Annotated in this window: 25 protein-coding genes and 1 pseudogene; 20 read left to right on the top strand and 6 right to left on the bottom strand. The window is 71.9% G+C overall.

What is annotated here, in order from left to right; genetic code table 11:
* Nucleotides 1-215 precede the first annotated feature (215 nt).
* The 11 genes and pseudogenes from rpsP to D2L64_RS03650 all read left to right on the top strand — a co-directional run bounded on the left by rpsP (nt 216) and on the right by D2L64_RS03650 (nt 7227).
* Nucleotides 216-674 (top strand): 30S ribosomal protein S16, encoded by a 459-nt coding sequence (gene rpsP / locus D2L64_RS03600; protein ID WP_119573105.1) that lies wholly within the window; start codon nt 216-218, stop codon nt 672-674.
* Nucleotides 649-909 carry an RNA-binding protein gene (locus D2L64_RS03605; RefSeq protein ID WP_175440282.1) on the top strand — a complete coding sequence of 87 codons (261 nt, stop codon included), beginning with the start codon at nt 649-651 and terminating at the stop codon, nt 907-909. Before rpsP ends, D2L64_RS03605 begins: the two co-directional genes overlap by 26 nt.
* 2 nt (nt 910-911) lie before the next feature.
* The gene (gene rimM, locus D2L64_RS03610) at nt 912-1472 is read left to right on the top strand and encodes a ribosome maturation factor RimM (protein WP_199714401.1); all 561 of its coding nucleotides are present in this window, start codon (nt 912-914) and stop codon (nt 1470-1472) included.
* A 17-nt stretch (nt 1473-1489) separates the two neighbouring features.
* Nucleotides 1490-2263 (top strand): tRNA (guanosine(37)-N1)-methyltransferase TrmD, encoded by a 774-nt coding sequence (gene trmD / locus D2L64_RS03615; protein WP_119573109.1) that lies wholly within the window; start codon nt 1490-1492, stop codon nt 2261-2263.
* 144 nt (nt 2264-2407) lie between these two features.
* Entirely contained in the window at nt 2408-2764 is a 357-nt protein-coding gene (gene rplS, locus D2L64_RS03620) for a 50S ribosomal protein L19 (RefSeq protein WP_119573450.1), read from the top strand.
* Nucleotides 2765-2947: 183 nt separating this feature from the next.
* A pseudogene (gene lepB, locus D2L64_RS03625) lies at nt 2948-3825 on the top strand (signal peptidase I).
* A 9-nt stretch (nt 3826-3834) separates the two neighbouring features.
* Nucleotides 3835-4470 carry a signal peptidase I gene (lepB, locus tag D2L64_RS03630; RefSeq protein WP_119573111.1) on the top strand — a complete coding sequence of 212 codons (636 nt, stop codon included), beginning with the start codon at nt 3835-3837 and terminating at the stop codon, nt 4468-4470.
* 82 nt (nt 4471-4552) lie between these two features.
* Nucleotides 4553-5131: an NUDIX hydrolase gene (locus tag D2L64_RS03635; protein ID WP_119573452.1), complete on the top strand. Its 579-nt coding sequence runs from the start codon at nt 4553-4555 to the stop codon at nt 5129-5131.
* Complete coding sequence (locus D2L64_RS03640; RefSeq protein ID WP_119573113.1) at nt 5125-5937, top strand: ribonuclease HII; 813 nt, start codon at nt 5125-5127, stop codon at nt 5935-5937. The genes D2L64_RS03635 and D2L64_RS03640 overlap by 7 nt, the downstream gene beginning before the upstream one ends.
* Nucleotides 5934-6260: a DUF2469 domain-containing protein gene (locus D2L64_RS03645; RefSeq protein WP_119573115.1), complete on the top strand. Its 327-nt coding sequence runs from the start codon at nt 5934-5936 to the stop codon at nt 6258-6260. Before D2L64_RS03640 ends, D2L64_RS03645 begins: the two co-directional genes overlap by 4 nt.
* 265 nt (nt 6261-6525) lie before the next feature.
* Nucleotides 6526-7227 carry a peptidoglycan DD-metalloendopeptidase family protein gene (locus tag D2L64_RS03650; protein ID WP_119573453.1) on the top strand — a complete coding sequence of 234 codons (702 nt, stop codon included), beginning with the start codon at nt 6526-6528 and terminating at the stop codon, nt 7225-7227.
* On the opposite strand, the gene D2L64_RS03655 is transcribed toward D2L64_RS03650, so the two are convergent.
* From D2L64_RS03655 to D2L64_RS03675, 5 genes are all read right to left on the bottom strand, one after another.
* Nucleotides 7115-8296: an aminotransferase class V-fold PLP-dependent enzyme gene (locus D2L64_RS03655; RefSeq protein ID WP_119573117.1), complete on the bottom strand. Its 1182-nt coding sequence runs from the start codon at nt 8294-8296 to the stop codon at nt 7115-7117. The two genes, D2L64_RS03650 and D2L64_RS03655, sit on opposite strands and share 113 nt — an antisense overlap.
* A 121-nt stretch (nt 8297-8417) precedes the next feature.
* Nucleotides 8418-9581, bottom strand: coding sequence for a tyrosine recombinase XerC (locus D2L64_RS03660; RefSeq protein ID WP_119573119.1), 1164 nt, complete (start codon nt 9579-9581; stop codon nt 8418-8420).
* A 28-nt stretch (nt 9582-9609) separates the two neighbouring features.
* Nucleotides 9610-10884 (bottom strand): DNA-processing protein DprA, encoded by a 1275-nt coding sequence (locus D2L64_RS03665; protein WP_407663054.1) that lies wholly within the window; start codon nt 10882-10884, stop codon nt 9610-9612.
* Nucleotides 10794-12311: a YifB family Mg chelatase-like AAA ATPase gene (locus tag D2L64_RS03670; RefSeq protein WP_119573124.1), complete on the bottom strand. Its 1518-nt coding sequence runs from the start codon at nt 12309-12311 to the stop codon at nt 10794-10796. The genes D2L64_RS03665 and D2L64_RS03670 overlap by 91 nt, the downstream gene beginning before the upstream one ends.
* The gene (locus D2L64_RS03675; protein WP_119573125.1) at nt 12311-12670 is read right to left on the bottom strand and encodes a YraN family protein; all 360 of its coding nucleotides are present in this window, start codon (nt 12668-12670) and stop codon (nt 12311-12313) included. The genes D2L64_RS03670 and D2L64_RS03675 overlap by 1 nt, the downstream gene beginning before the upstream one ends.
* Before the next feature lie 256 nt (nt 12671-12926).
* On the opposite strand from D2L64_RS03675, the gene D2L64_RS03680 reads away from it, so the two are divergent.
* The 8 genes from D2L64_RS03680 (at nt 12927) to D2L64_RS03715 (ending at nt 21598) form a co-directional block, all read left to right on the top strand.
* Nucleotides 12927-13808, top strand: a complete 882-nt coding sequence (locus D2L64_RS03680; RefSeq protein WP_233558739.1) for a hypothetical protein — start codon at nt 12927-12929, stop codon at nt 13806-13808.
* Nucleotides 13809-14124: 316 nt separating this feature from the next.
* Nucleotides 14125-14994 carry a 30S ribosomal protein S2 gene (gene rpsB, locus D2L64_RS03685; protein ID WP_119573129.1) on the top strand — a complete coding sequence of 290 codons (870 nt, stop codon included), beginning with the start codon at nt 14125-14127 and terminating at the stop codon, nt 14992-14994.
* A 134-nt stretch (nt 14995-15128) separates the two neighbouring features.
* A complete protein-coding gene (gene tsf, locus D2L64_RS03690) occupies nt 15129-15956 on the top strand; it encodes a translation elongation factor Ts (RefSeq protein ID WP_119573131.1) in 828 nt (275 codons plus the stop codon).
* 149 nt (nt 15957-16105) lie between these two features.
* Nucleotides 16106-16873, top strand: coding sequence for a UMP kinase (gene pyrH / locus D2L64_RS03695; protein ID WP_119573133.1), 768 nt, complete (start codon nt 16106-16108; stop codon nt 16871-16873).
* Nucleotides 16874-16953: 80 nt separating this feature from the next.
* A complete protein-coding gene (gene frr, locus D2L64_RS03700) occupies nt 16954-17511 on the top strand; it encodes a ribosome recycling factor (RefSeq protein ID WP_119573135.1) in 558 nt (185 codons plus the stop codon).
* 286 nt (nt 17512-17797) lie between these two features.
* Complete coding sequence (locus D2L64_RS03705) at nt 17798-19105, top strand: phosphatidate cytidylyltransferase (protein WP_119573136.1); 1308 nt, start codon at nt 17798-17800, stop codon at nt 19103-19105.
* 104 nt (nt 19106-19209) lie between these two features.
* Nucleotides 19210-20361: a 23S rRNA (adenine(2503)-C(2))-methyltransferase RlmN gene (gene rlmN / locus D2L64_RS03710; protein ID WP_119573138.1), complete on the top strand. Its 1152-nt coding sequence runs from the start codon at nt 19210-19212 to the stop codon at nt 20359-20361.
* A 31-nt stretch (nt 20362-20392) separates the two neighbouring features.
* Nucleotides 20393-21598: a DivIVA domain-containing protein gene (locus tag D2L64_RS03715; protein WP_119573140.1), complete on the top strand. Its 1206-nt coding sequence runs from the start codon at nt 20393-20395 to the stop codon at nt 21596-21598.
* A 64-nt stretch (nt 21599-21662) separates the two neighbouring features.
* Here the strand turns inward: D2L64_RS03715 and D2L64_RS03720 are convergent, their stop codons facing one another.
* Nucleotides 21663-21884 carry a DUF2631 domain-containing protein gene (locus D2L64_RS03720; RefSeq protein ID WP_119573142.1) on the bottom strand — a complete coding sequence of 74 codons (222 nt, stop codon included), beginning with the start codon at nt 21882-21884 and terminating at the stop codon, nt 21663-21665.
* A gap of 285 nt (nt 21885-22169) precedes the next feature.
* Here D2L64_RS03720 and D2L64_RS03725 point away from each other — a divergent pair, with 285 nt between their 5' ends.
* The gene (locus D2L64_RS03725) at nt 22170-23747 is read left to right on the top strand and encodes a Rieske 2Fe-2S domain-containing protein (RefSeq protein WP_119573144.1); all 1578 of its coding nucleotides are present in this window, start codon (nt 22170-22172) and stop codon (nt 23745-23747) included.
* Nucleotides 23748-23833: the final 86 nt, after the last annotated feature.

Here is a 23833-nt window from a genome sequence, read left to right on the forward strand (position 1 = left end):
CGGTGGGTGACCCGCCCCGGTCCGGTGCGAGGGATCCCGGGTGGATCTGGCAGAATGGCAGGCTGGTATCCGGCGCGTGTCCGGCGCCCTCTAACCCGGGCGCGTCGCCAGTCCACCCGAGCGGTCTCCGGCCCAACCCCACTGTGCCGGTTGGCGCTCACCCATGCACACCGCCCGCACCGGGCCGGTGAGATCGCAACAGGAGCGAAACAGACGTGGCCGTAAAGATCCGGCTCCTGCGGATGGGCAAGATCCGCAACCCGCAGTACCGCATCGTCGTCGCCGACTCGCGCACCAAGCGCGACGGCCGGGCGATCGAGTTCGTCGGGATCTACCAGCCGAAGGAAGACCCTTCGGTGATCGAGGTCAAGTCGGAGCGGGTCCAGTACTGGCTGTCCGTCGGCGCCCAGCCGAGCGAGGCGGTGCAGCGGCTGCTGGAGCTGACCGGTGACTGGCAGCAGTTCAAGGGCCTGCCGGCCCCGCCGCCGCTGAAGATGGCGCCGGAGCGGGCCGACCGCAAGGCCGCCTACGAGGCCGAGGCGAAGGCCGCCGCCGGTGTGGCCGACACCCCGGCCAAGCCGGCCAAGAAGGCCGCCAAGGCCGAGGCCGAGGCGCCGAAGGCCGAGGAGCCGGCGGCTGCGCCGGCCGCTGCGGACTCCGGCGAGCAGGCCTGACATGGCACTGCGGCCGGCGTTGGAGCACCTGGTCAAGGGCATCGTCGACCACCCCGATGACGTACGCGTCCGGATGGTCGACTCCCGTCGGGGCAAGCGGCTCGAGGTGCGCGTGCACCCCGAGGACCTGGGCACCGTGATCGGGCGGTCCGGCCGGACCGCCAAGGCGCTGCGCCAGGTGATCGGCTCCATCGGTGGGCGCGGCGTACGCGTCGACATCGTCGACTCGTACTGATGCTGCTCATCGTCGGCAGGATCGGTAAGCCGCACGGCATCCGCGGTGAGGTCACCGTGGAGGTGCGGACCGACGAGCCCGAGACGCGGTTCGCTCCCGGCATGGTGCTGCGCACCATGCCGGGAGCGGGCACCCGGGGCGGGCCGGAGTCGCCCGCCGGAGCCGGCGTGCGCTACGAGGTGCCCGACGAGCTGACCGTGGAGGCCGCCCGCTGGCACCAGGGGCGGCTGCTGGTGGCCTTCGAAGGGTCGCTGGACCGGGACGTCGCGGAGGCGTTGCGGGGCACCCTGCTCACCGTGGACAGCACCCAGGTGGCACCGCCGGAGGACCCCGAGGAGTTCCTCGACCACCAGCTGGTGGGGCTGGCCGTGGTCACGCCGTCCGGTGAGCGCCTCGGCGAGGTGGCCCGGATCGACCACGCTCCCGCCTCCGACCTGCTGGTGCTGCGCCGCCCCGAGGGGGGCACCGCGCTGATTCCGTTCGTCAAGGCGATCGTCCCCGAGGTCGATCTCGCCGGTGGTCGCGTCGTGGTCGATCCGCCCGGCGGCCTGCTCGACCTCTGACCCCGGGAGCCACCCTGATGCGTGTCGACATCGTGTCGATCTTCCCGGAGTACTTCGCCCCGCTGGAACTGTCGCTGATCGGTAAGGCCCGGGCCAACGGCACGCTGCGGCTGGCCGTACACGACCTGCGGGGCTGGACCCACGACGTGCACCGTACGGTCGACGACACCCCGTACGGCGGCGGTCCCGGCATGGTGATGCGACCCGAGCCGTGGGGCGCGGCGCTGGACGCGCTGGCCCCCGCCGACTCGGCCGCACCGAGGCTGTTGGTGCCCTCCCCGGCCGGGGTGCCGTTCAGTCAGGCGCTGGCGTACGAGTTGGCCGCCGAGCCGCACCTGCTCTTCGCCTGCGGCCGGTACGAGGGCATCGACCAGCGGGTGTTGGACCACGCGGCGGACCGGATGCCGGTCACCGAGGTCAGCCTCGGTGACTACGTGCTCTTCGGCGGTGAGGTCGCGGTGCTGGTGATCCTGGAGGCGGTGACCCGACTGCTGCCGGGGGTGCTCGGCAACGCCGGTTCGCTGACCGAGGAGTCACACGCGCACGGGCTGCTCGAGGCGCCGATGTACACCAAGCCGGCGACCTGGCGGGACCGGGACGTGCCGGAGGTGCTCCGCTCCGGCGACCATGGGCGGATCGCCCGTTGGCGGCGCGACGAGGCGCTCACCCGTACCGGTCGGCGCCGTCCGGACATGCTCGCCGCGCTCGACCCGCAGAGCCTGGACAAACGGGATGTGGCGGCGTTGGACCGGGGTGGATTTCCGGTGCCCGGACGGGATGTGGCAAAGTAGAGGGGTTGCCGGAGCCGTCTGCGCCGTGGACGGCTGCGAGGATCCTCGACCGGGGTCGGTTCGCCACGGCCACTACCCGAGGATCAGTATCACCCATCCGCGCGCCGAGTGACGGTGCGCCGTGAGCCTTACGAGGACACCGCGATGAACATCCTGGATGCTCTTGACGCCCAGTCGAAGCGCACCGACCTGCCCGCCTTCCGCGCCGGTGACACCGTCAAGGTGCACGCCCGGGTGGTCGAGGGCAACCGGTCCCGGGTCCAGATCTTCCAGGGCGTCGTCATCCGCCGCCAGGGCGACGGGCTGCGCGAGACCTTCACCGTGCGCAAGCTCAGCTTCGGCGTCGGTGTCGAGCGGACCTACCCGATCAACAGCCCGGCGATCGACCGGATCGAGGTCGTGACCCGCGGTGACGTTCGCCGTGCCAAGCTCTACTACCTGCGCGAGCTGCGCGGCAAGAAGGCCAAGATCAAGGAGCTGCGCGAGAAGCTGCCGAGCTGACCTCGACGCTGCGCCACGCCGTCCGAGCTGCGCGTATGCCGTACTCGCCAGGTCGCACTACCCTGGTCGTACGGGCGCAGCGGTACGGCGACCCGCCTCCTGTGGCGGGTGCCTCCACTACCGCCCGGAGAGTCTCGTCGAGACTCACGGGCGGTAGTCGTATCTGCGGACCGGGGAGTGGGCGTGGTACAGGCGCTTGACGACAGCGGCGCGGTCGATCCGTGGCGCAGACGCACCCGACGCGGTAAGCCGCAGATGCCGCTCTGGCAGGAACTGCCCCTGCTGCTCATCGTCGCCTTCTGCCTCGCGGTGCTGATCCGCACCTTCCTGCTCCAGGCGTTCTTCATCCCTTCGGGGTCGATGGAGGACACCCTGCTCGTCAATGACCGGGTACTGGTCAACAAGGTCGTCTACAACGTGCGCGATCCGCAACGCGGCGAGGTGGTCGTCTTCCGGGGTACCGACCAGTGGGTTCCACAGGTGGACGTGGAACCGCCGGGCGGTTTCGCCGACCGTCTCGGCCGTACCGTCGGCGATCTGATCGGGTACGGCCGTCCCGGTGAGAAGGACTTCATCAAGCGGGTGATCGGGCTGCCGGGCGACCGGGTGAGCTGCTGCGACGACGAGGGGCGGGTGCTGGTCAACGGCACCCCGCTGGACGAGTCCGCGTACGTCCTGCGCGACTCGCCGTTGGACCTGCCGCCGAACCCGGAGGAGTGCCGCCCCCGGCGGTTCGAGGAGATCGTGGTGCCGCCCGGCCAGATGTTCGTGCTCGGCGACCACCGGCAGGTGTCCCAGGATGCCCGCTGTCAGGGCACGGTGCCGATCGACAACGTGGTGGGACGGGCCTTCGCGGTGGTCTGGCCGTCGAGCCGTTGGCATTCGCTGCCGGTACCCGAGACGTTCGACAGTGTGCCCCCGCCGCCGCCGGCGGCCACCGGAGGTGCCGCGCCGCTGGTGCGGCCCACGGCCGATGGAGGTGTCGTCCTGGTTCTCCCGATTGCGGCCGGGCTATCCGTTCTCGCGCGTTCCGCGCGGTGGCGTCGATCCGAGCAACGTAGGCTCCTTCCGTGATTGACGAGCAGACCGACAAGTCGCGCCATTCCTTCTGGAAGGAACTGCCCATCCTCCTCGGGGTGGCGATCGTGGTCGCGGTACTGGTACGCGCCTTCGTGTTGCAGACCTTCTTCATCCCTTCGCCGTCCATGGAGAACACCCTCAAGATCGACGATCGGGTGCTGGTCAACAAGCTGGTCTACAACTTCCGTACGCCGCACCGCGGCGAGGTGATCGTCTTCAAGGCGCCCGTGGAGTGGAGCGGCAACCCCGCGGGAGAGGACTTCATCAAGCGGGTGATCGGCACCGGCGGTGACCGGGTGGTCTGCTGCGACGACCAGGACCGCTTGGTGATCAACGGGGTGTCGTTGGACGAGCCGTACATCTTCTCCTTCGAGGGGCACCGCGACAAGCCGGCGGACCAGGAGTTCGACGTCGTCGTACCGGAGGGACGGCTCTGGGTCATGGGTGACCACCGCTCGGCCTCCGGTGACTCGTTGGAGCACTACCAGCAGTCCGGGCAGAACATCACCTCGGCGACCATCCCGGAGAAGGACGTCGTGGGCCGGGCCTTCACCGTCTTCTGGCCGTTCAGCCGGGCCACCCTGCTGACCGTGCCCGAGCAGTTCGAGGCGATTCCCACTCCCTGACGGCGCCCGGCGGACCGTACCGGCAGGCGCGGGCCACGGGTGGGCCGTGGGCGTGGTCACCGGCGTCTGGCAGTCTGGTGCGGTGAGGCACTACACCGCGCGGCGTGCCGCCCGCGTGCTCCTGGTCGACGCGGCCGACCGGTTGCTGCTCTTCCGCGGCTTCGACCCGGCGCGTCCCGAGGGCGGACGCTGGTGGTTCACCCCCGGCGGCGGGCTCGACCCGGGCGAGACGTACGCCGAGTGCGCGGCGCGTGAGCTGGCGGAGGAGACCGGGTTGCGGCTGACCGCGGCGGCGTTCGGTGAGCCGGTCCACGCCGACCTGACGGAGTTCACCTTCGACGGCGTGTGGTACCGCCAGGAACAGCGGTTCTTCCTGGTGCGGGTGGCGGCGCACGAGGTCGACACGACCGGCTTCTCCGAGATCGAACGGGGCAGCGTCGACGGCCACCGCTGGTGGTCGACGCGGGAACTGGGCGCCACCGGGGAACGCTGCTACCCGCCGGACCTGCCGGCGGTCCTGGCCCGCGCGCTGGCCGACCGTTCGGCGCTGGTGGACATCCCGGCGGCCGGCAACCTGCCGCTGTCCGAGCGCTCGGCGGTGGTCGACGATCTGACGCTGGGAGACAACAACCCGACGGTGGCCGGAGACCCGACATGCTGACCCCACCGCGCACCGTGGTACGCCGCGAGGCGGGACTGTACGCCCTGGAAAGGGCCCTCCAGCGGCGTGGCTTCCGGTACGTCGCCGGTGCCGACGAGGCGGGCCGCGGTGCCTGTGCCGGGCCGCTGGTGGCCGCGGCGGCGGTACTGCCCGAGGGGCGGCGCGGCGAGATCGACGGGCTGGCCGACTCCAAGCTGCTCACCCCGGCGAGCCGGGAGCGGGTGTACGACGAGGTCGTCGCGCGTGCCCTGGCGTACGCCGTGGTGGTCATCCCGGCCGAGGAGGTCGACGCCCGCGGGCTGCACGTGTGCAACCTCGCCGCGATGCGCCGGGCGCTGGCCTTGTTGACCGTTCGGCCGGAGTACGTGTTGACCGACGGCTTCGGCGTCGACGGGCTGGACGTGCCCGGACTGGCCGTGTGGAAGGGCGACCGGGTGGCCGCCTGCGTGGCCGCGGCCAGCGTGTTGGCCAAGGTCACCCGGGACCGGATCATGGTGGATCTGGACGCCGCGCATCCCGGCTACGGCTTCGCCGAGCACAAGGGGTACATCACCGCGGAGCACACCGCGGCACTGCGTGCGCACGGGCCGTGCCGGGAGCACCGGTTCTCCTACGTCAACGTGGCCACCCTCTCCGGGCTGGACGGCCGCCCACCGCGCTCTCGGCGGCCGGTCGAGGCAACCCGGGACGAGCCGATGGAGCGCTCAGGCTCCGCAGGGGGTACCGTCGGCGTGGCGTTGGGCGAGCAGCCTCGGCCTCCGGCGCCGGTGGGGGAAGATGTGGTCATGGAAGGCGGAGTGCGATGAGCGCGGAAGACCTCGAGAAGTACGAGACCGAGATGGAGCTGCAGCTCTACCGGGAGTACCGCGACATCGTCCGTCAGTTCTCCTACGTGGTGGAGACGGAACGACGGTTCTACCTGGCCAACCAGGTCGACCTGCACGTGCGCAACTCCGACGGCGAGGTCTACTTCGAGGTCGAGATGCACGACGCCTGGGTGTGGGACATGTACCGTCCGGCCCGGTTCGTCAAGAACGTCCGGGTGATGACGTTCAAGGACGTCAACGTCGAGGAGTTGGAGAAGCCCGACATCTCCCTCCCCGCGGACTCCGGTTTCGGCGGCGCCTGACCCGTACCCGGTCAGGCCGGTAGCGGAGGCGGACCCCCACCCGCTCGTCCACACTGGTCCCGTCGGTACCCCATCAGCCCCGCGCGGCCTGGCTCAGCCCCGCGCGGCCTGGCTCAGCCCCGCGCGGCCTGGCTCAGCCCCGCGCGGCCGGTCGACGCATAGCAGATCATTCGTTCATCCGGGCGTTGTCCACAGGACGTCGCACCGTCCACAGGTGAGCCTCCCGGGGCGGCGAGCACGCTGCGGACCGGTGACGATCGCCGTCATGCGACGACATCTGCTCCTGTTGCTGACGACGGCCGCCCTGGTGCTCCCGTCGACGCCTCGACCGGCAGAGCCGCCGTCATCGGCCGGGCTGCCGTCACCCGTCGGGAAGTACTGGCCGGCGGCGGGGGTTGTGTTGCCGACGAGGGCCGCGGCGGGGGTGTTCCGGTGGCCGGTGGACGGCCGGCCGGATCCGGTACGCCGCTTCGATCCACCGCCGCAGCCGTGGCTTCCCGGCCACCGGGGTGTCGACCTGCTCGCCCCGGCAGGGGCGGCGATCCGGGCGGCCGGTGCCGGGACGGTGCTGTTCGCCGGCCCGGTCGCCGGACGGCCGGTGGTGACCGTGGGGCACGCCGACGGGCTGCGCACCACCTACGAGCCGGTTCAGCCGGTGGTCACCGTCGGTGCCGAGGTGTCGGCCGGTACGGCCCTGGGTGACCTGCTCGCCGGCCATGCCGGTTGTCCCGGTGCGGCCTGCCTGCACTGGGGGTTGCGGCACGGGCCGGAGTACCTCGATCCGCTGGCCCTGCTCGGTCTCGGCCGGGTCCGTCTCCTGCCACTGGCCGAGTTCGAGCCGTGGACCGGTGGGGTCAACGCTGGTCGAGCAGGGCGGGCAGCCGGACGGCGAGCCGGTCGTACTCCTCGGCCGAGTTGTAGACCTGGCCGCAGAGCCGCAGCCAACCCCGCCCGTTCCAGCTGGTGATCGCGACCTGGGTGGCCAGCCGCTCGGCGATCCGGGTCTGTAGCGCCCGTGCCGCGTCGACGGTGCTGGCCAGCCCCGCGGGCAACGGGACGATCCGCATGGCGACCGAGGGTCCGCCGGGGGCGGGCAGGTCGGCCGGCGGCACGCCGAGCGCGTCCCCCAGCACCCGCTGGCCGTACGCGGCCAGTGCCGCGTTGTGCGCCCGGACCTGGTCGACACCCAGCGTACGCAATGTGTAGAGCCCCACCGGCGCGCTCAGCCACGGGGTGTAGTCCGCGGTGGCCTGCCACTCCAACCGGCCGGGGAAGCCCGCCTCCTGCTCCCACGAGACCACCAACGGCTCGATCCGCTCCCGCCACTGTGGAGCGACCGCGAGGATCGCGGTGCCGCGTGGGGCGTACCCCCACTTGTGCAGGTTGCCCACCCAGAAGTCGGCGCCGATGCTCCGCACGGTCGCTGGCAGCATGCCGGGCGCGTGCGCCGCGTCGACCAGCACCGACACGCCATGTTCCCGGGCCACGCCGACGATGGCGGCGACCGGGAACAGCTTCGCCGTGGCCGAGGTGAGCTGGTCGACGACGAGCAGTCGGGTCCGCCCCGGACGCAGCCCCGACCGGACGAGTTGCACGATCTCCTCGGCGGTGGCGGCCAGCGGCACCGGCAGGACCCGGTGCGTGGCGCCCGTACGGCGGCACTCGCGGTGCACCGAGAACTCGACCGCGCCGTAGCCGTGGTCGGTGGTGAGCACTTCGTCGCCCGGGCGCAGCCCGAGGGACTGCAACACCACCGCCACGCCGGTGGTGGCGTTCGTGGTCAGGGCGGCCCCGTCCGGGTCGGCGCCGAGGAAGCCGGCCAGGTGTCGGCGCGCGTGGGCCACCCGGTCGACCAGGCCCTGGGTGAAGAAGCGCAGCGGGTCGGCCTCCATCTCGTCGCGCAGCCGCTGCTGGGCCCGCTGCGCGACGATCGGAACCGCGCCGAACGAGCCGTGGTTGAGGTGGCTGACCGCCGGATCCAGGGAGAAGAGCAGACGGGCGCCCGCGATCGGGTCGGGCGGCGGCGGGACGCTCACCGGCTGATCGTAACGTCGCCCAGCTCCCGCCCGCCCCGCTCGTCCGTGAACCCGCCTCGTAGATCTTGGTGCGAAGCCGCCCTCGCAGGGGCCGTCGCGTACCGAGATCGACAGCAGGGGTTCAGGCGCGGGGATGGGACCGGTGGTAGGTGGTGCGTAGGCGTTCGATGGAGACGTGGGTGTAGACCTGTGTGCTGGCCAGCGAGGAGTGGCCGAGGAACTCCTGTACCGCGCGCAGGTCCGCGCCGCCTTCGAGGAGATGGGTCGCCGCCGAGTGGCGCAGCGCGTGTGGCCCGGTGTGGGGCAGCCCGGCAGCGGCGGCGTAGCTGCCGACGATCCGGCGAGCGGTGGTCGGATTCAACCGGCCACCCCGCGCACCGAGCAGCAGGGCGTCGCGCGAACCGGGTACCACCAACACCGGTCGCCCGCGGTGCAGCCACTCGTCGAGCGCCCGCTGGGCGGGCACGCCGTACGGCACGGTTCGTTCCCGCCCACCCTTGCCGCGTACCCGGACCACCCGCCGGCCGTGGTCGACGTCGGCGAGGTCGATGCCGCACGCCTCGCTGACCCGAACGCCGGTGCCGTAGAGCAACTCCAACAGCGCCCGGTCACGCAACAGCACCGCCTCCGCCACCCGGTCGCGCGGGCCCTCACCGCCCCGATCCCGGACGCCACCGCCGGCGGCCGCGTCGCGGTCGGCCTCCGTCGCGTCGTCGGCCCCTGCTGCACCGCTGGCTTCCGTTGCGTCGTCGTCGGCTTCTGCTGTGCCGTCGGCTTCTGCCGCTCCGTTGGCTCCGGCTGCATCGCTGGCTGCCGCTTCGTAGTCGGGCTGGTCGGTCGGGACGCGGGCCGGGGCCGCGACAAGTAGTGCGGCCTGGTCGGGGCGGAGCACGGTGGGCAGGGTCCGCCGCGGGCGAGGGCTGGCCAGCGTGGCGGCCACGTCGGTGGGGAGCAGACCATTACGGTGCGCCCAGGCACTGAACGTGCGGGCCGCCGCCGCGCGCCGGGCCAGCGAGGAGCGGGCCGCTCCCATCGTCCGCAGCCTGGCCAACCAACTGCGTACCGTGTCGAGGCTCAGGTCGGCCACCTCGGCGCAGCCCATCCGGTGGGCATGGTCCATGAGGGACACCAGGTCGCCGACGTACGCCCGCACGGTGTGCGCCGAGCGGTCGCGGACCGAGGCGAGGTGGTCGGCGAAGGCGTCCACGGCGTCGCGCAGCGGCCCCGGCAGCGCCGCGTGCGTCGCCCGGGTGCCGCGGGCGTCCCGGTCCTCCGTGCCCCGCACGGGTGACAGCCTACGACCGCGGGCCGGGTCAACGGGGAACGTGGGGCCGGTACGCCGCGGCGGCCAGGGCGTAGCCGTCCTCGCGGCGTACCACCAGGGCCAACTCCTCCAGCAGGGACATCTTGCGCAGCACCGTACGCACCGCCAGACCGGCCCGCGCGGCGAGGTCGTCCACGTCGACCGTGCCACGTCGGGGCATCGCCTCCACCAGTGCCCGCGCGTCGTCGTCGAGCAGGTCGACGGGGCGGTCCGGACCGCGTGGCACCGGTGCCAGCTCACCGATCCGGCCCACCTCCTCCAACACCTGGGCCAGACCGGTCACCAGCCGCGCGTCCGGCTCGTCGCGCAGTAGCTCGTGCGCGCCGACGGACATCGCCGAGGTGACCGGGCCGGGCACCACCATGGTCGGCCGGTGCAGGGCGAGCGCCCGTCTGGTGGTCTGCGTCGCGCCGCTGCGCGCCGCCGCCTCCACCAGCACGGTGCCCCTGGTGCCGGCCGCGATCACCCGGTTGCGGATCAGGAAACGCGGTCGGAGTGGTTCGGCGCCGGGAGGCCACTCGCTGACCAGCAGCCCGACGTCGGCGATCCGGTCGAACAGCGCGGTGTTACCCATCGGGTACGGTCGATCAACCCCGCAGGCGAGCACCGCGACGGTCCGACCACCCGCGCTCAACGCCCCCCGGTGTGCGGCGGCGTCGATGCCGAAGGCACCACCGGAGACGACCGTCCACTCCCGGTCGGCCAGGCCGTATCCCAGCTCGGTGGCGACATGCAGGCCGTACGGGGTGGCGGCCCGGGCGCCGACCACCGCCACCGACCGTTCCAGCGTCTCGGCCAGCGGCCACGGCCCGCGTACCCAGAAGCAGAGCGGCGGCGCGGTTTCCACGTCGACCCGGCGGCGCGGCGCGGGCAGCCGCAGGTGGCGTAGCTGCTCGACCGTGCCGGGCCACTCGTCGTCTCCGGGTACCACGACGCGGGCCCCGAGCCGGTCGGCGCGTTTCAGCGCCTCGGTGGCGATCGCCCGGGCGGCACCGGCCTGGCCACGCGCCGCCACACTGTCGCGCAGCCCCTGCTCCGGCGCACCGCCGTCGAGCAGCAGGTCCAGCGCGGCCGCCGGGCCGAGTTCGGCGGCCAGCTTCCACACCGAGCGGGTACCCGGCTCGGCCAGCCAGGTCAGCGCCACCCGGGCCAGCGTCGTCTCGTCGTACGTGCTCACATGCCCTCTCCTGTCCTGAGCTGGATGGCCTCGGCGACGTCCTGCTTGTCCGGCCGGTCCCGCCCGTCCAGATCGGCGATCGTCCAGGCGAGCCGGACGACCCGGTCGAAGCCGCGGGCGGAGAGCGAACCGGCGTCGAGCCGGGCCCGAAGCTCGGCGGTGTCCTCGGCGGGCAGTCGCCACGGTGACTGGCGTAACGCCGGGCCGGGTATCTCGGCGTTGAGTCGCCGGCCCAGGGGCGACCAGCGGGTCGCCGCCGCCGAACGGGCGGCGACCACCCGGGCGGCCACCACCGCGGAGGGCTCGGGCGCGACGGAGGCCATCAGCTCGGCCGCGCGCATCGGAGACAGCCGGACCTGCAGGTCGATCCGGTCGAGCAACGGGCCGGAGAGCCGTCCGAGGTAGCGGCGTCGGGTCAGCGGTGGGCACTCGCAGCGGTCGTCGCCGGCCGGGTTCGCACACGGGCATGGATTGGCGGCCATCACCAGTTGGGCCCGGGCGGGGTACTCGGCGGTACCTCGGCTGCGGGTCAGCAGCACCCGGCCGTGTTCCAACGGCTGGCGCAACGCCTCCAGGGCGGCCTTGCCGAACTCCGGCGCCTCGTCCAGGAAGAGCACCCCACGGTGGGCCAGGGAGATCGATCCGGGCCGGGCCAGGCCCGATCCGCCGCCGACGAGGGAGGGCACGGTCGCGGTGTGGTGCGGGGCCTGGAACGGTGGGCGACGGAGCAGCCCGCCGTCGGCCGGCAGCAGGCCGGCGATCGAGTGCAGCGCGGTCACCTCCAGCGCGGCGGTATCGTCCAGCTCCGGCAGGATCGAGGGCAGCCGTTCGGCGAGCATCGTCTTGCCGGCGCCCGGCGGCCCGATCAGTGCCAGGTGGTGACCGCCGGCGGCCGCTACCTCCAGGGCCCGTCGACCGAGCCCCTGCCCGGCCACCTCGGCAAGGTCGGTGCCGGGCCCGGTCGGTGCCGGGACGCGGGCCGGCGGATCCATCAGTGGCGCGCCGTCACGGACGAACGCGACCAGCCGGTGCAGGGTGTCCACGCCGCGTACCCGCAGGCCGGGCACGACCGCCGCCTCGGCGCTGTTCGGGGCCGGGACGATCACCCGCCGGATGCCGGCCTTCGCCGCCGCGGCGACCATCGGCAGTACGCCCCGGACCGGCCGCACCGTGCCGTCCAGGCCCAACTCGCCGAGGAGCACCACGCCGTCCAACGGGGCCAGTGGCAACTCGCCGGAGCCGCCGAGCAGGGCCGCCGCGATCGCGAGGTCGAACGCCGAACCGAACTTGGGCAGGGTGGCCGGTAGCAGGTTGAGGGTGATCCGGCGGTTGGGCCACCGCTGGCCCGAGTTCACCACCGCGGCACGGACCCGGTCCCGCGCCTCGTGCAGGGCGGTGTCCGGCAGGCCGGTGATGACCACCCCGGGCAGGCCGGGCGAGAGGTCGGCCTCCACCTCCACCAGCTGGCCGGTCATCCCGACCAGGCCGACGCAGAGCACCCGGGCGTAACTCATCAGAACGCCCCCTTGAGGTGCTCGACGTGGGCCCGGCCGGTGCTCGGCAGCAGCACCGAGATGACGTCGAAGCGAACCTCGTCGGCGGTGGTGCCGGTGGTTGCCAGCCATGCGGCGGCGAGCCGGCGCAGCCGGTGCGCCTTGCGCGGCACCACGGCCTCGGCCGGGGTGCCGAAGTCCTGGTTGCGGCGCGTCTTCACCTCGCAGATGGCGAGCACCGGGCCGTCCCAGGCGATGATGTCGATCTCTCCGGAGGCGCAGCGCCAGTTCTGGGCCACCGGACGCAGCCCGGCCTCGATCAGATGTCGGACGGCGCATCGTTCCCCGTAGCCGCCGACCGCCCGGTTCCGCTTGGTCATGGTCGGCACCCTGCCCGGCGAGGTGGCGACGCGGCGACCCCCGCGGCGGCGAGCTGTGGACAACCGGAGGGCTGTGGACAGACGGACGATCATGCCCTCGGTGTGCTACGGGCTTCGTCGCGGTCCGCTGCCCGCGGAAGGGTGCCCGGCCAATCCGGTCCTTACTCTGCGTACCTGGTCGAATTGCCTCTCCCGCCCCTGGCCAGGGGCGGGGCCCCGATCGAGACTGTCCGGCCGGTCGCATACGGTGCCGGGCGTGGATGGACGACGTAGCTTTGCCGACGACCCGGAGTCGCGCTGGTATCCGGGTGAACGCGACAGTGGTTACCGCGATCCCGAATGGCGTGGCGCGGGGGAGGCACGGTACCGGGACGACGAGCCGCGGGCGCTCCCCGAGCAGCGGGTCGACGACGACGACCGGTACAACACCGCGACGCGGCGCTTCGGCGGCACGGATCCGTTGGGGGACATTCCCGCGGAGACCGAGCGGTACCGGGCATCACGCGCCCGCCGGGCCGAATCGGCTGATCCGGAGGTCTCGGGTGAGCTGCCCGCCGAGCGTCCGGGGCGCCGGGCGGCGCGGGAGGTGAGCCGGCCGGTGGGCGGGGATCCGTCGTTGGCCGACCCGACCCGACCCGCGCCGCTGGCCGGTTACCCGATCGTCGAGGCGAAGCGGGCGACGGACGCGGTGAACCCGCTGGAGCAGCCGACCGGGCCGATGCCACCGGTGGCACACCGCGGTGACCCGCCGACCGGCGAGGTCGGGTACCAGCAGGCCGCCGGTGAGGTCGGGTACCAGGCGCCGGGCGTACCTGCGGGGTTGCCGGCCGGCGACGGTGTCTACCGGACGCGGCGGCCGGTGCTCGCCGTGCTGTTCGTGGCGCTGGTCGTGATCTTCGAGGTGCCGGCGTTGCGGGTGCTGCTGCACGGGGCGACCGCGGATCCGGTCTCCGCCGCCGACGTACTGGTGGGTACCTTCCTGGTCGCCGGACTGCCGATCTTCGCGGCCGGCCTGTACGGGCTGCGGACCACCGGGTTCTCGCTGACCGACGGGGCGCGGGGCTGGTTGCGCCCGCCGACGGCGTACCTGACCGTCGGGCTGGCGCTGTTCTTCGCGGCGGCACTGGCCGCCGGCTGAGCCACCGGCCGTCGGGGCCGGGTCCGGCCTCCGACGGCGCGCGGCAGCTGCCGACAAGGGCACCTTCCTCGACACGAGGCGTTGAACGGGTGCCCTTCCCTGCACCCGGGGGTGGGGCGGCGGGGGAGGGGCGTACACTGGTCGACTGGCGACCGCCTCGCGCGGTCGACCTCGCGTGCCCTCTTCACGAATCGTCGTGGGGCGGCGGCCTCCCTGGTCCCGATCTTCATCGGGCCGACCATGGCCGACGACCGGGCACCAGGACGCCCGGCCGCCGGCCGGGCGCGACAACCAGGGACCGCAAGGAGTACGAACCATGGCCGTCGTGACCATGCGTCAGCTGCTGGAGAGTGGTGTTCACTTCGGGCACCAGACCCGGCGCTGGAACCCGAAGATGAAGCGCTTCATCTTCACCGAGCGCAACGGTATCTACATCATCGACCTGCGCCAGACCCTCGACTACATCGAGAAGGCGTACGAGTTCGTGCGCAACACGGTGGCCGAGGGCGGCAGCATCCTCTTCGTCGGCACCAAGAAGCAGGCCCAGGAGGCGATCGCCGAGCAGGCGACGCGGGTCGGCCAGCCGTACGTCAACCACCGCTGGCTCGGTGGCATGCTGACCAACTTCCAGACGGTGTACAAGCGGCTGCAGCGGATGAAGGAGCTGGAGGCCCTCGGTGACCTCAGCGGCACCGCCGCCGGCTACACCAAGAAGGAGACCCTGCAGCTTTCCCGCGAGAAGATCAAGCTGTCCCGCACCCTGGGCGGTCTGCGGGACATGCAGAAGCTCCCGGCCGCGGTCTGGGTGGTCGACACCAAGAAGGAGCACATCGCCGTCGACGAGGCCCGCAAGCTGGGCATCCCGGTGATCGCCGTGCTCGACACCAACTGCGACCCGGACGAGGTCGACTTCCCGATCCCGGGCAACGACGACGCGATCCGCTCGGCCGAGCTGCTGACCCGGGTCGTCGCCGCCGCGGTGGCCGACGGTCTGATCGCCCGCTCCGGCCGTCGCCGGGGTGGCGACGAGAAGCCGGAGGCGGGTGTCGCCACCGACGAGCCGCTGGCCGAGTGGGAGCGCGAGCTGCTCGAGGAGCCGAAGAAGGCTGACGAGCAGCCGGCCGTCGAGCAGCCGGCCGTCGAGCAGCCGGCCGTCGAGCAGCCGGCCGCCGTTTCCGGGCAGTGACCCCCGCCGCCGTCGGGCCACCGTCAGTTCGCTGAGGGTGGCCGGCGGTGGCCAGGCCGGGCACGAACCCCCCGGATCCGGGTACCCGGTACCTCAGACCATCCCATCGCAATCTCAACACCGAAGAGAGAGCCATGTCCCAGATCACCGCCGCGGACGTCAAGAAGCTCCGCGATCTGACCGGCGCCGGCATGATGGACAGCAAGAAGGCCCTGACCGAGGCCGAGGGCGACTTCGACAAGGCCGTCGAGATCCTGCGCGTCAAGGGCGCCAAGGATGTCGGCAAGCGCGCCGGTCGTACCGCCGCCAACGGGCTGATCGCCCACAGCGGCCAGGCCCTGCTCGAGCTCAACTGCGAGACCGACTTCGTCGCCAAGAACGACGCGTTCATCGCGCTGGCCCAGCAGCTGGTCGAGCACGGCGAGCGCTCCGGCGCGAGCAACGCCGAGGAACTGCTGGCCAGTGAGATCGACGGCCGTCCGGTCGCCGACCTGGTCCAGGAGCAGTCGGCCAAGATCGGCGAGAAGCTGGTGCTGAACCGCTTCGCCAAGCTGGACGGCACGGTCGCGGTCTACCTGCACCGCAAGGCACAGGATCTGCCCCCGGCGGTCGGCGTGCTGGTGCAGTACGCCGGCAAGACCGACGAGGCCGCCGACGCCGACGCCCGTGGCGCTGCCATGCAGATCGCCGCGATGCGCCCGCAGTACCTCACCCGGGACGAGGTGCCGGCCGAGGTCGTCGAGTCCGAGCGGCGGATCGCCGAGCAGACCGCCCGCGAGGAGAACAAGCCCGAGGCGGCGCTGCCGAAGATCGTCGAGGGCCGGGTGAACTCCTTCTTCAAGGACTTCGTGCTGCTGGAGCAGTCCTCGGTCACCGACAACAAGAAGACCGTGAAGCAGGTGTTGGCGGAGGCCGGCATCGAGGTCACCCGCTTCGTGCGGTTCGAGGTCGGTCAGGCCTGAGCCTCCCCGGGCGCGCTGCGCCCGTGGGCTGAGCAACGACACGACGAGGAGGCCGCCGGTGTACGCGACGCACACCGCGGCCTCCTCGTCCCATAAGGTCGGCAACGGCAGTTGCACACCCGGTGCGCCGGTGGGGGAAGGACGGGCGGATGACGCAGGTTGTGAGTGACCGGACGCTGGCGGTGGACGATCCGACGGCGCCGCCGCCCGGCCGGTCCCGGCGGGTGGTGCTGAAGCTCTCCGGTGAGGTCTTCGGCGGCGGCGCGATCGGCGTCGACCCGGATGTCGTGCAGGCAATCGCCCGGCAGATCGCCACGGTGGTACGGCGCGGGGTCCAGGTTTCCGTGGTGGTCGGTGGCGGCAACTTCTTCCGTGGCGCCGAGCTGCAGAAGCGCGGCATGGACCGGGCCCGGGCGGACTACATGGGCATGCTCGGCACCGTGATGAACTGCCTCGCGTTGCAGGACTTCCTGGAGAAGGAGGGCATCGAGACCCGGGTGCAGAGCGCCATCACGATGGCCCAGGTCGCCGAGCCGTACATCCCGTTGCGCGCGATCCGGCACCTGGAGAAGGGCCGGGTGGTCATCTTCGGCGCCGGGGCGGGCATGCCGTACTTCTCCACCGACACGGTGGCTGCGCAGCGTGCGTTGGAGATCCACGCCGACGTGGTGCTGATGAGCAAGAACGGCGTCGACGGCGTCTACACGGCCGACCCCCGGATCGACCCGTCGGCGAGCAAGTTCGACTCGATCACCTTCTCCGAGGTGTTGCGCCGCAACCTCCGGGTGGCCGACGCCGCGGCCTTCAGCCTCTGCATGGAGAACGGCCTGCCGATGCTGGTCTTCGGTGCGCAGGGCGACGACACCATCGTCCGGGCGGTCGGCGGCGAGAAGATCGGCACGCTGATCACCACCTGAGCCGACCGTCGATCCGAACCCGGCGGTCCCGGTGACCGGACAAGCCCCACGACGAGCACAAGAAGGAGGCGAGGAGAGCGGTGATCGACGACACCCTCCTCGAGGCCGAGGAGAAGATGGAGCGTGCGGTCGAGCACGCCAAGGAGGAGTTCGGTGCGATCCGTACCGGTCGCGCCACTCCGGCCATGTTCTCCAAGATCATCATCGACTACTACGGCAGCCCGACGCCGCTGACCCAGATGGCGTCGGTGGGCATCCCCGAACCGCGGATGGCCATCATCAAGCCGTACGACAACTCGCAGATCAACGCCATGGAGAAGGCGATCCGCGACTCGGACCTCGGGGTCAACCCGAACAACGAGGGCAACCAGCTGCGCATCCTGCTCCCGCAGATGACCGAGGAGCGCCGCCGCGACATGATCAAGGTGGCCCGGCACAAGGGTGAGGAGGCGAAGGTCGCCATCCGCAACATCCGCCGCAAGGGCAAGGAAGAGCTGGACCGGCTGGTCAAGGACGGCGAGGTCGGCGAGGACGACGGCCGGCGTGCGGAGAAGGAACTGGACGACCTGACCCAGCGCTACGTCGCGCACGTCGACGAGCTCGTCAAGCACAAGGAAACCGAACTTCTGGAGGTCTAAACCCTCCGGCCCCACCGCGTTGATCATGAAGTTGTTGTTCCCTCGCCGGCCCGGCGCGGTAATAACTTCATGATCAACGCGGTCCGGTGTGTGGGCCGCTGGTGGTACGTCCTGCCGGGCGGCCAGGTGCAGTAGGCTCGGCACGATTCCCGGCGACCCGGCGGTGAACGGTGGGGATCGGCCGGCCGACCGGCCGGCAAATCAGACGGAGCGCCTCGCGCGGGTAGGGGATGGTAGTGGTTGTGCGTCAAGTGGTGGATCTCGTACCGCTCACACCTGGTGCGTGATGTCCCACCTCGACCCCTACGGTGGCGCCGAGGCCCGCGGCTGGGACCGCCCGGACCGGTCGGCCCCGCTGCCCTGGCCCGAACCGCAACTCGAACCCGGTCCGTGGGCCCGCGACGCACACCCCGGCGCTGAGCTGCACGCCGAGCCGCAGGCCCGGCTCCATCCGCCGACCGAGCGGCCGTACGCCCGGCACCCCGAGGGCGGCGGGTACGAGGGCGGCCCCGGCGAGGAGCGCCGCGACCGGTACGACGACGGCTGGCGGGAACGTTTCCCGACCGGCCCGGACCGCCGGCCCGGCCTCGACCACGAGGACGCCCCCACCACCCAACTGGAGCCGGTACGCCCCAGCCTCGACCACGAGGACGCACCGACCGCGCAGATCGCGCCGGTGCGTACCGACGACGAGCCGGAGCACGACGAGCAGTCACCCGGCAAACGGCACCGGGGTCGACGGCGCGCCGGCGCCGGTCGCCCGCCCGGCGGGAAACCGGGCCGCGGCGGGCGGGACCTGCCGGCGGCCATCTCGGTCGGGGTGTGCCTCGGCGCCGCGGTCCTGCTCCCGCTCTTCCTCTACACTCCGGCCTTCCTACTGGTGCTCGCCGCCGCCTTCGGCGTGGGCATCTGGGAGATGTCCCGCGCGGTGCGACGCGCGGGCGCCGTGGTGCCGCTGATCCCGCTGGTCGTCGGCGGGGTCCTGACGGTCACCATCGCCTGGTTCGGTGGACTGGACGCACTCCTGCTCGGCCTGCTGGTCACGGTCGCGGGCACGCTGGTCTGGCGGCTCGGCGACGGTACCGCCAACCTCCGGCGGGACATGACCGCGGCCACCCTGATCGCGGTGTACGTGCCGTTCCTCGGCGGCTTCGCCGCGCTGCTCGCGTCGTCTCCCGAGGACGGGGCGTTACGGGTGCTGGTGACCCTGGTCGCCGTGGTGCTCTCCGACACCGGCGGGTACGCGGCCGGCGCGAACTTCGGCAAGCATCCGATGGCACCGACGATCAGCCCGAAGAAGTCCTGGGAGGGGCTGGCGGGCTCGGTGGGCGCCGCGGCGCTGGGCAGCGCCCTGCTGCTCTGGCTGCTGTTCGACGTCGCACCGTGGTGGGGTGCCGTGTTCGGGGTGGCGGTGTCGGCCGCCGCGATCCTCGGTGACCTCGCCGAATCCATGATCAAGCGGGATCTCGGCGTGAAGGACATGAGCAACCTGCTGCCCGGGCACGGCGGCCTGATGGACCGGCTGGACTCGGTGCTGTTCGCCGTGCCGACCGCGTACCTGCTGCTCGTGATCTTCGTCCCGGCGGTGAGTTGAGACATGGACCAGGTCGGCGCGACCGAGTCGGCCAGGCGGCCGACGGCGGTCCGCTCCCGCCGCCCCGGTGCGTTCCGCGCCGGGCGTGCCAGACTGGACGGGTCATGACGAGTCTGCCCCTGATCCCGGTCGACCCGGACGCGCCCGGTGCGCGTCGGGCGACGATGCCGCCACAACACCTCGCCGACCTTGACCTGGCCGGCCGCAAGGCCCTGGTCACCGAGCTGGGAGAGCCGGCCTTCCGGGCCCGGCAGATCTCCACCCACTACTTCGGGCGGCTGGTCCGCGACCCGGCGCAGATGACCGACCTGCCGGCGGCGTCCCGCGACCGGCTGGCCGACCAGCTGCTGCCCCCGCTGCTCACCCCGATGCGGGAGCTGGCCTGCGACGACGGCGCGACCCGCAAGGCGCTCTGGCGGCTGCACGACGGCTCGCTGGTGGAGAGCGTGCTGATGGGCTACCCGGACCGGGTCACGGTCTGCATCTCCAGCCAGGCCGGCTGCGGGATGGCCTGCCCGTTCTGCGCCACCGGTCAGGCCGGTCTGACCCGCAACCTCTCCACCGCCGAGATCGTCGACCAGGCGGTCTACCTGGCCGGCGTGGCCGCCTCCGGCGCGGTGGCCGGGTCACCGCCGAGGCTCTCGCACGTGGTCTTCATGGGCATGGGCGAGCCGCTGGCGAACTACAACCGGGTGGTCGCCGCGATCCGTCGGCTGGTTGCTCCCGCCCCGGAGGGTCTCGGCCTGTCGCAGCGTCACATCACCGTGTCGACCGTCGGGCTGGTACCGGCCATCAACCGACTGGCCAGCGAAGACCTCTCGGTGACTCTTGCGTTGTCGCTGCATGCCCCCGATGATGAGCTGCGCGACGAACTGGTGCCGGTCAACCAGCGCTGGAAGGTGTCCGAGGTGCTGGACGCCGCCTGGTCCTACGCGGCTCGTACCGGGCGTCGTGTGTCGATCGAATACGCGATGATCAAGGACGTGAACGATCAGCCGTGGCGAGCCGATCTGCTCGGCCGGCTGCTGGCCGGCAAGCTGGCCCACGTGAACTTGATTCCGCTCAATCCGACTCCGGGCAGTCGCTGGGACGCGAGCCCGAAGCCGGTCGAGCGGGAGTTCGTCCGGCGGCTTCGGGACGCCGGCGTGTCCACCACGGTGCGGGACACCCGGGGTCGCGAGATCGACGGAGCGTGTGGGCAGCTGGCCGCCGCGGAGGACAGGGGCACCGACCCGGCCGGGAGGATGTCGGCGTGACCGGGCGTGGCGAACGAGACCAGGAGACATAGTGGCGAGTCAGGGTCAGCGTTTCCGGCGTAAGGCGCTCCGCCGGGGATACAAGGTTGACGAGGTGGACGCCTTCCTGGACCGGGTCGAGGCGACTCTCGCAGGTCAGCCGGTGGGGGCCCCGGTCGCCTCGCAGGAGGTCCACGACGTCGTCTTCCGGGTTCGCTTCAACGGCTACGACGAGTGGCAGGTCGACCTGCACCTCGACCGGGTCGAGCGGCAGCTGGCCGAGTTGGAGGAGCGGGGCACGGGTCGGTCCGGCGGCGACGCCCGGCCGGGCCCGCCGGACCGGCTGGGTCCGCCGATGCGCGAGGAACGGGGCATGTCTCCGGTGCCGCAGCCGCCGATGCCGCCCCGGGCGATGCCGGCCCAGGCCGGTCCGCCGTACGGTCGCTACGACGAGCCGACGGGTGCCTTCGCCGGCGGGTACGACGCTCCCCGCGGCGGCTACGACGCACCGCGCGGCCCCGGCGGCCCGGGTGCCCCGATGGGTGGTCCCGGCGGCCCGATGGGACACGGCACCCCGCCGCGCGGCCTGCCCGCCGGCCCCGGTGGTTACGGTCCGCCGGATGGTCCGGGTGGTTACGGTCCCCCGGACGGTCCGGGTGGTTACGGTCCCCCGGATGGTCCCGGTGGTTACGGTCCCCCGGACGGTCCGGGTGGTTACGGTCCGCCGAATGGCCCCGGTGGGTACGGTCCCCCGGACGGCCCCGGTGGGTACGGCCCCCCGGACGAGCCGCGATTCGACGGCTTCGAGGCGGGGCGGCGGGCCCGCACCGACATGACCGCGGAGATCCGGATGCCGGACCGGGATCCGCGTCGCGGCCCGGCCGGGCCACCCGGGATGCCGCCGCAGGCGCTCGGTGGCCCGCCGATGGGTGGCCCGCCGCCGATGGCTGGCCCGCCGGCGATGGCGGGACCGGCGATGGCTGGCCCGCCGATGGCCGGGCCGCCCGGCAGCGACCTCTACCGGGTGGACCAGATCCGGCGCAGTTTCCAGGTACGCCGGTTCGGCAGCGGGTACGACCCCGACCAGGTGGACCGGTTCTTCGAGAGCCTGCTCGGCGGCATGTCCGGGCGTAACCAGATGCCGGTCAACCCGAAGGACCTGGACACGCTGCGTTTCGGGCTGGTACAGGGCGGCTACTTCGAGGCCGAGGTCGACGCCGCGCTGAAGAACGTGCAGGACATCCTCTTCGGCCGCTGACCGAGGTGAAAGGGCCCGCCTCCGGATACCGGGGGCGGGCCCTTCGCGCAGCTATCGGGGTGGATCAGGAGCGCAGGCCGTTGCGGCGCAGCACCACGTCGCCGATCACGATGAGCAGCAGGAACGCCGCCAGGCCGATCAGCCAGATGTCCTCGACCCTGCCCTCGTGGTTGCCGCAGAGCATCGCCAGCAGCGCGAACGCGGTGACGACCGCGCCGATCCGCCCGGCCTTGCGGTGCCCGGGCTTGTGCTGGTCTGGCGACGTTACCGGCTCGCTTCCTGCCACTGGTCGGTCCTTCCCTCGCGATCGGATCTCCGGTTAGTCTGGCACGCCCCGGGTCGGCCCCGACGCACGGCCCGACCGATACCGCCAGCGGCGGGCCTCGACTGGTGTGCCTGCTCGCCCGGCGGGCGCGGCGGGACCGGGCTGGTCGAGGACCGGACGTCCCGGGCCCTTCGGCCTGTCCTCGCCGGGCCGGCCGGTACTACCGGCGTCGCGGAACGATGACCACACTGCCTCCGGTAGCGTTCTGGCGTACGGCTTGATTTGTCTTACTGAGGGGGAACTGCGGTGCGAGTGACCGGTACCGGGCACGCGAGCATGCGGATCGACACGGCTGCGGGCAGCATCCTGTGCGACCCGTGGGTCAACCCGGCCTACTTCGCCTCCTGGTTCCCGTTCCCGGACAACTCCCTGCTCGACTGGGAGACCCTCGGCGACGTCGACTACCTCTACGTCTCCCACCTGCACCGGGACCACTTCGACGCGGCGCACCTGAAGCGGTACGTGTCGAAGAAGGCCACCGTGCTGCTGCCCGAGTTTCCCACCTCGGAGATGGAGGACGAGTTCCGTGCGCTGGGCTTCACGAAGTTCCTGAAGACCCGCAACGAGGAGGTCGTCGAGCTGGACGGCGGCCTGAAGATCATGATCCAGGCGTTGACCAGCCCGACCGACGGCCCGATCGGCGACTCGTCGCTGTGGGTGGAGTACGACGGGGTGCGGCTGCTCAACCAGAACGACGCCCGCCCCACCGACCTGAGCACCTTCGCCGAGCTGGGCCACGTGCACGCGCACATGCTCCAGTTCTCCGGCGCGATCTGGTACCCGATGGTCTACGAGCTGCCGCAGTCGGCGAAGACCGCGTTCGGCAAGCAGAAGCGGGACCGGCAGTTCGACCGCACCTGGCGTTACATCGACGACCTCAAGGCCGACCACGTCTTCCCGATCGCCGGCCCGCCCTGCTTCCTCGACGACGAGCTGTGGCAGTTCAACGACATCCACGGCGACGAGGGGAACATCTTCCCCGACCAGTCGGTCTTCCTGGCCGAGTACGCCAAGGTCGGCGGCACCAACGGCATCGTGCTGCTGCCCGGCAGCGTCTCCGAGATCACCACCTCCGGCGCGACCACGACCCACCCGGTGCCGCTGGAGGAGTTCTTCGCCAACAAGGTCGCCCACCTGGAGGAGATGCGCGAGCGCAAGCGCCCGATCATCGAGGCGGAGAAGGCGTCCTGGCGGCACCCCGAGATCGACGTGCTCAAGGAGCTGAAGCAGCGCATCGAGCCGCTGCTCGACGAGTCGATCTACCTGGCCAAGGGGGTGGGCGGTCCGGTCCGCTTCGACCTGGTGGGTTACGACGGCGAGAGCATCGAGTCGATCGTGGTGGACTTCCCCGGCAAGCAGGTGCGGCCGTACGCCGACGAGAAGGTCAGGTACCGGTTCCGTACCGAGCGGGCCCTGGTTGAGCACCTGCTGCACATCGGCGAGGTGGACTGGGTCAACTCGCTCTTCCTGTCCTGCCGGTTCTCCGCCGCCCGGATCGGGCAGTACAACGAGTTCGTGTACGCCTTCTTCAAGTGCCTGTCCACCGAGCGGCTCCAGTACGCCGAGGGCTGGTACGACGAGCACGAGCGGTCCGTCGACGCCGAGGACATCACCATCGGCGACTGGACGGTGCAGCGCCGCTGCCCGCACCTGAAGGCGGACCTGAGCCGGTTCGGCATCGTCGACGGTGACCAGCTCACCTGCCAGCTGCACGGCTGGCGCTTCGACCTGCCCAGCGGCCGCTGCCTGACCAGCGTCGGGCACAAGATCCGTGCGCACCGGGCCGGTGAGTCGGCTGAGGTCGAGGGCGCCGAGGTCCGGTAGCCGGCGCGGCCGGCGACCCCGAGCCGCTGGCCGCCGTGCCCGTGCCGTTGGCTGCCGTGCCGGCCATCCGGCCGTCGCCCGGTCAC

It is taken from the genome of Micromonospora radicis (assembly GCF_003583405.1).
Classification (GTDB): domain Bacteria; phylum Actinomycetota; class Actinomycetes; order Mycobacteriales; family Micromonosporaceae; genus Micromonospora; species Micromonospora radicis.

Coding starts and splice junctions, on each gene's coding strand:
- rlmN (WP_119573138.1), top strand. CDS start 19,210: ATGACGAGTCTGCCCCTGATCCCGGTCGACCCGGACGCGCCCGGTGCG.
- pyrH (WP_119573133.1), top strand. CDS start 16,106: ATGACGCAGGTTGTGAGTGACCGGACGCTGGCGGTGGACGATCCGACG.
- rplS (WP_119573450.1), top strand. CDS start 2,408: ATGAACATCCTGGATGCTCTTGACGCCCAGTCGAAGCGCACCGACCTG.
- D2L64_RS03670 (WP_119573124.1), bottom strand. CDS start 12,311: ATGAGTTACGCCCGGGTGCTCTGCGTCGGCCTGGTCGGGATGACCGGC.
- trmD (WP_119573109.1), top strand. CDS start 1,490: ATGCGTGTCGACATCGTGTCGATCTTCCCGGAGTACTTCGCCCCGCTG.
- D2L64_RS03705 (WP_119573136.1), top strand. CDS start 17,798: ATGTCCCACCTCGACCCCTACGGTGGCGCCGAGGCCCGCGGCTGGGAC.
- D2L64_RS03675 (WP_119573125.1), bottom strand. CDS start 12,670: ATGACCAAGCGGAACCGGGCGGTCGGCGGCTACGGGGAACGATGCGCC.
- D2L64_RS03650 (WP_119573453.1), top strand. CDS start 6,526: ATGCGACGACATCTGCTCCTGTTGCTGACGACGGCCGCCCTGGTGCTC.
- D2L64_RS03645 (WP_119573115.1), top strand. CDS start 5,934: ATGAGCGCGGAAGACCTCGAGAAGTACGAGACCGAGATGGAGCTGCAG.
- D2L64_RS03640 (WP_119573113.1), top strand. CDS start 5,125: ATGCTGACCCCACCGCGCACCGTGGTACGCCGCGAGGCGGGACTGTAC.
- tsf (WP_119573131.1), top strand. CDS start 15,129: ATGTCCCAGATCACCGCCGCGGACGTCAAGAAGCTCCGCGATCTGACC.
- rpsB (WP_119573129.1), top strand. CDS start 14,125: ATGGCCGTCGTGACCATGCGTCAGCTGCTGGAGAGTGGTGTTCACTTC.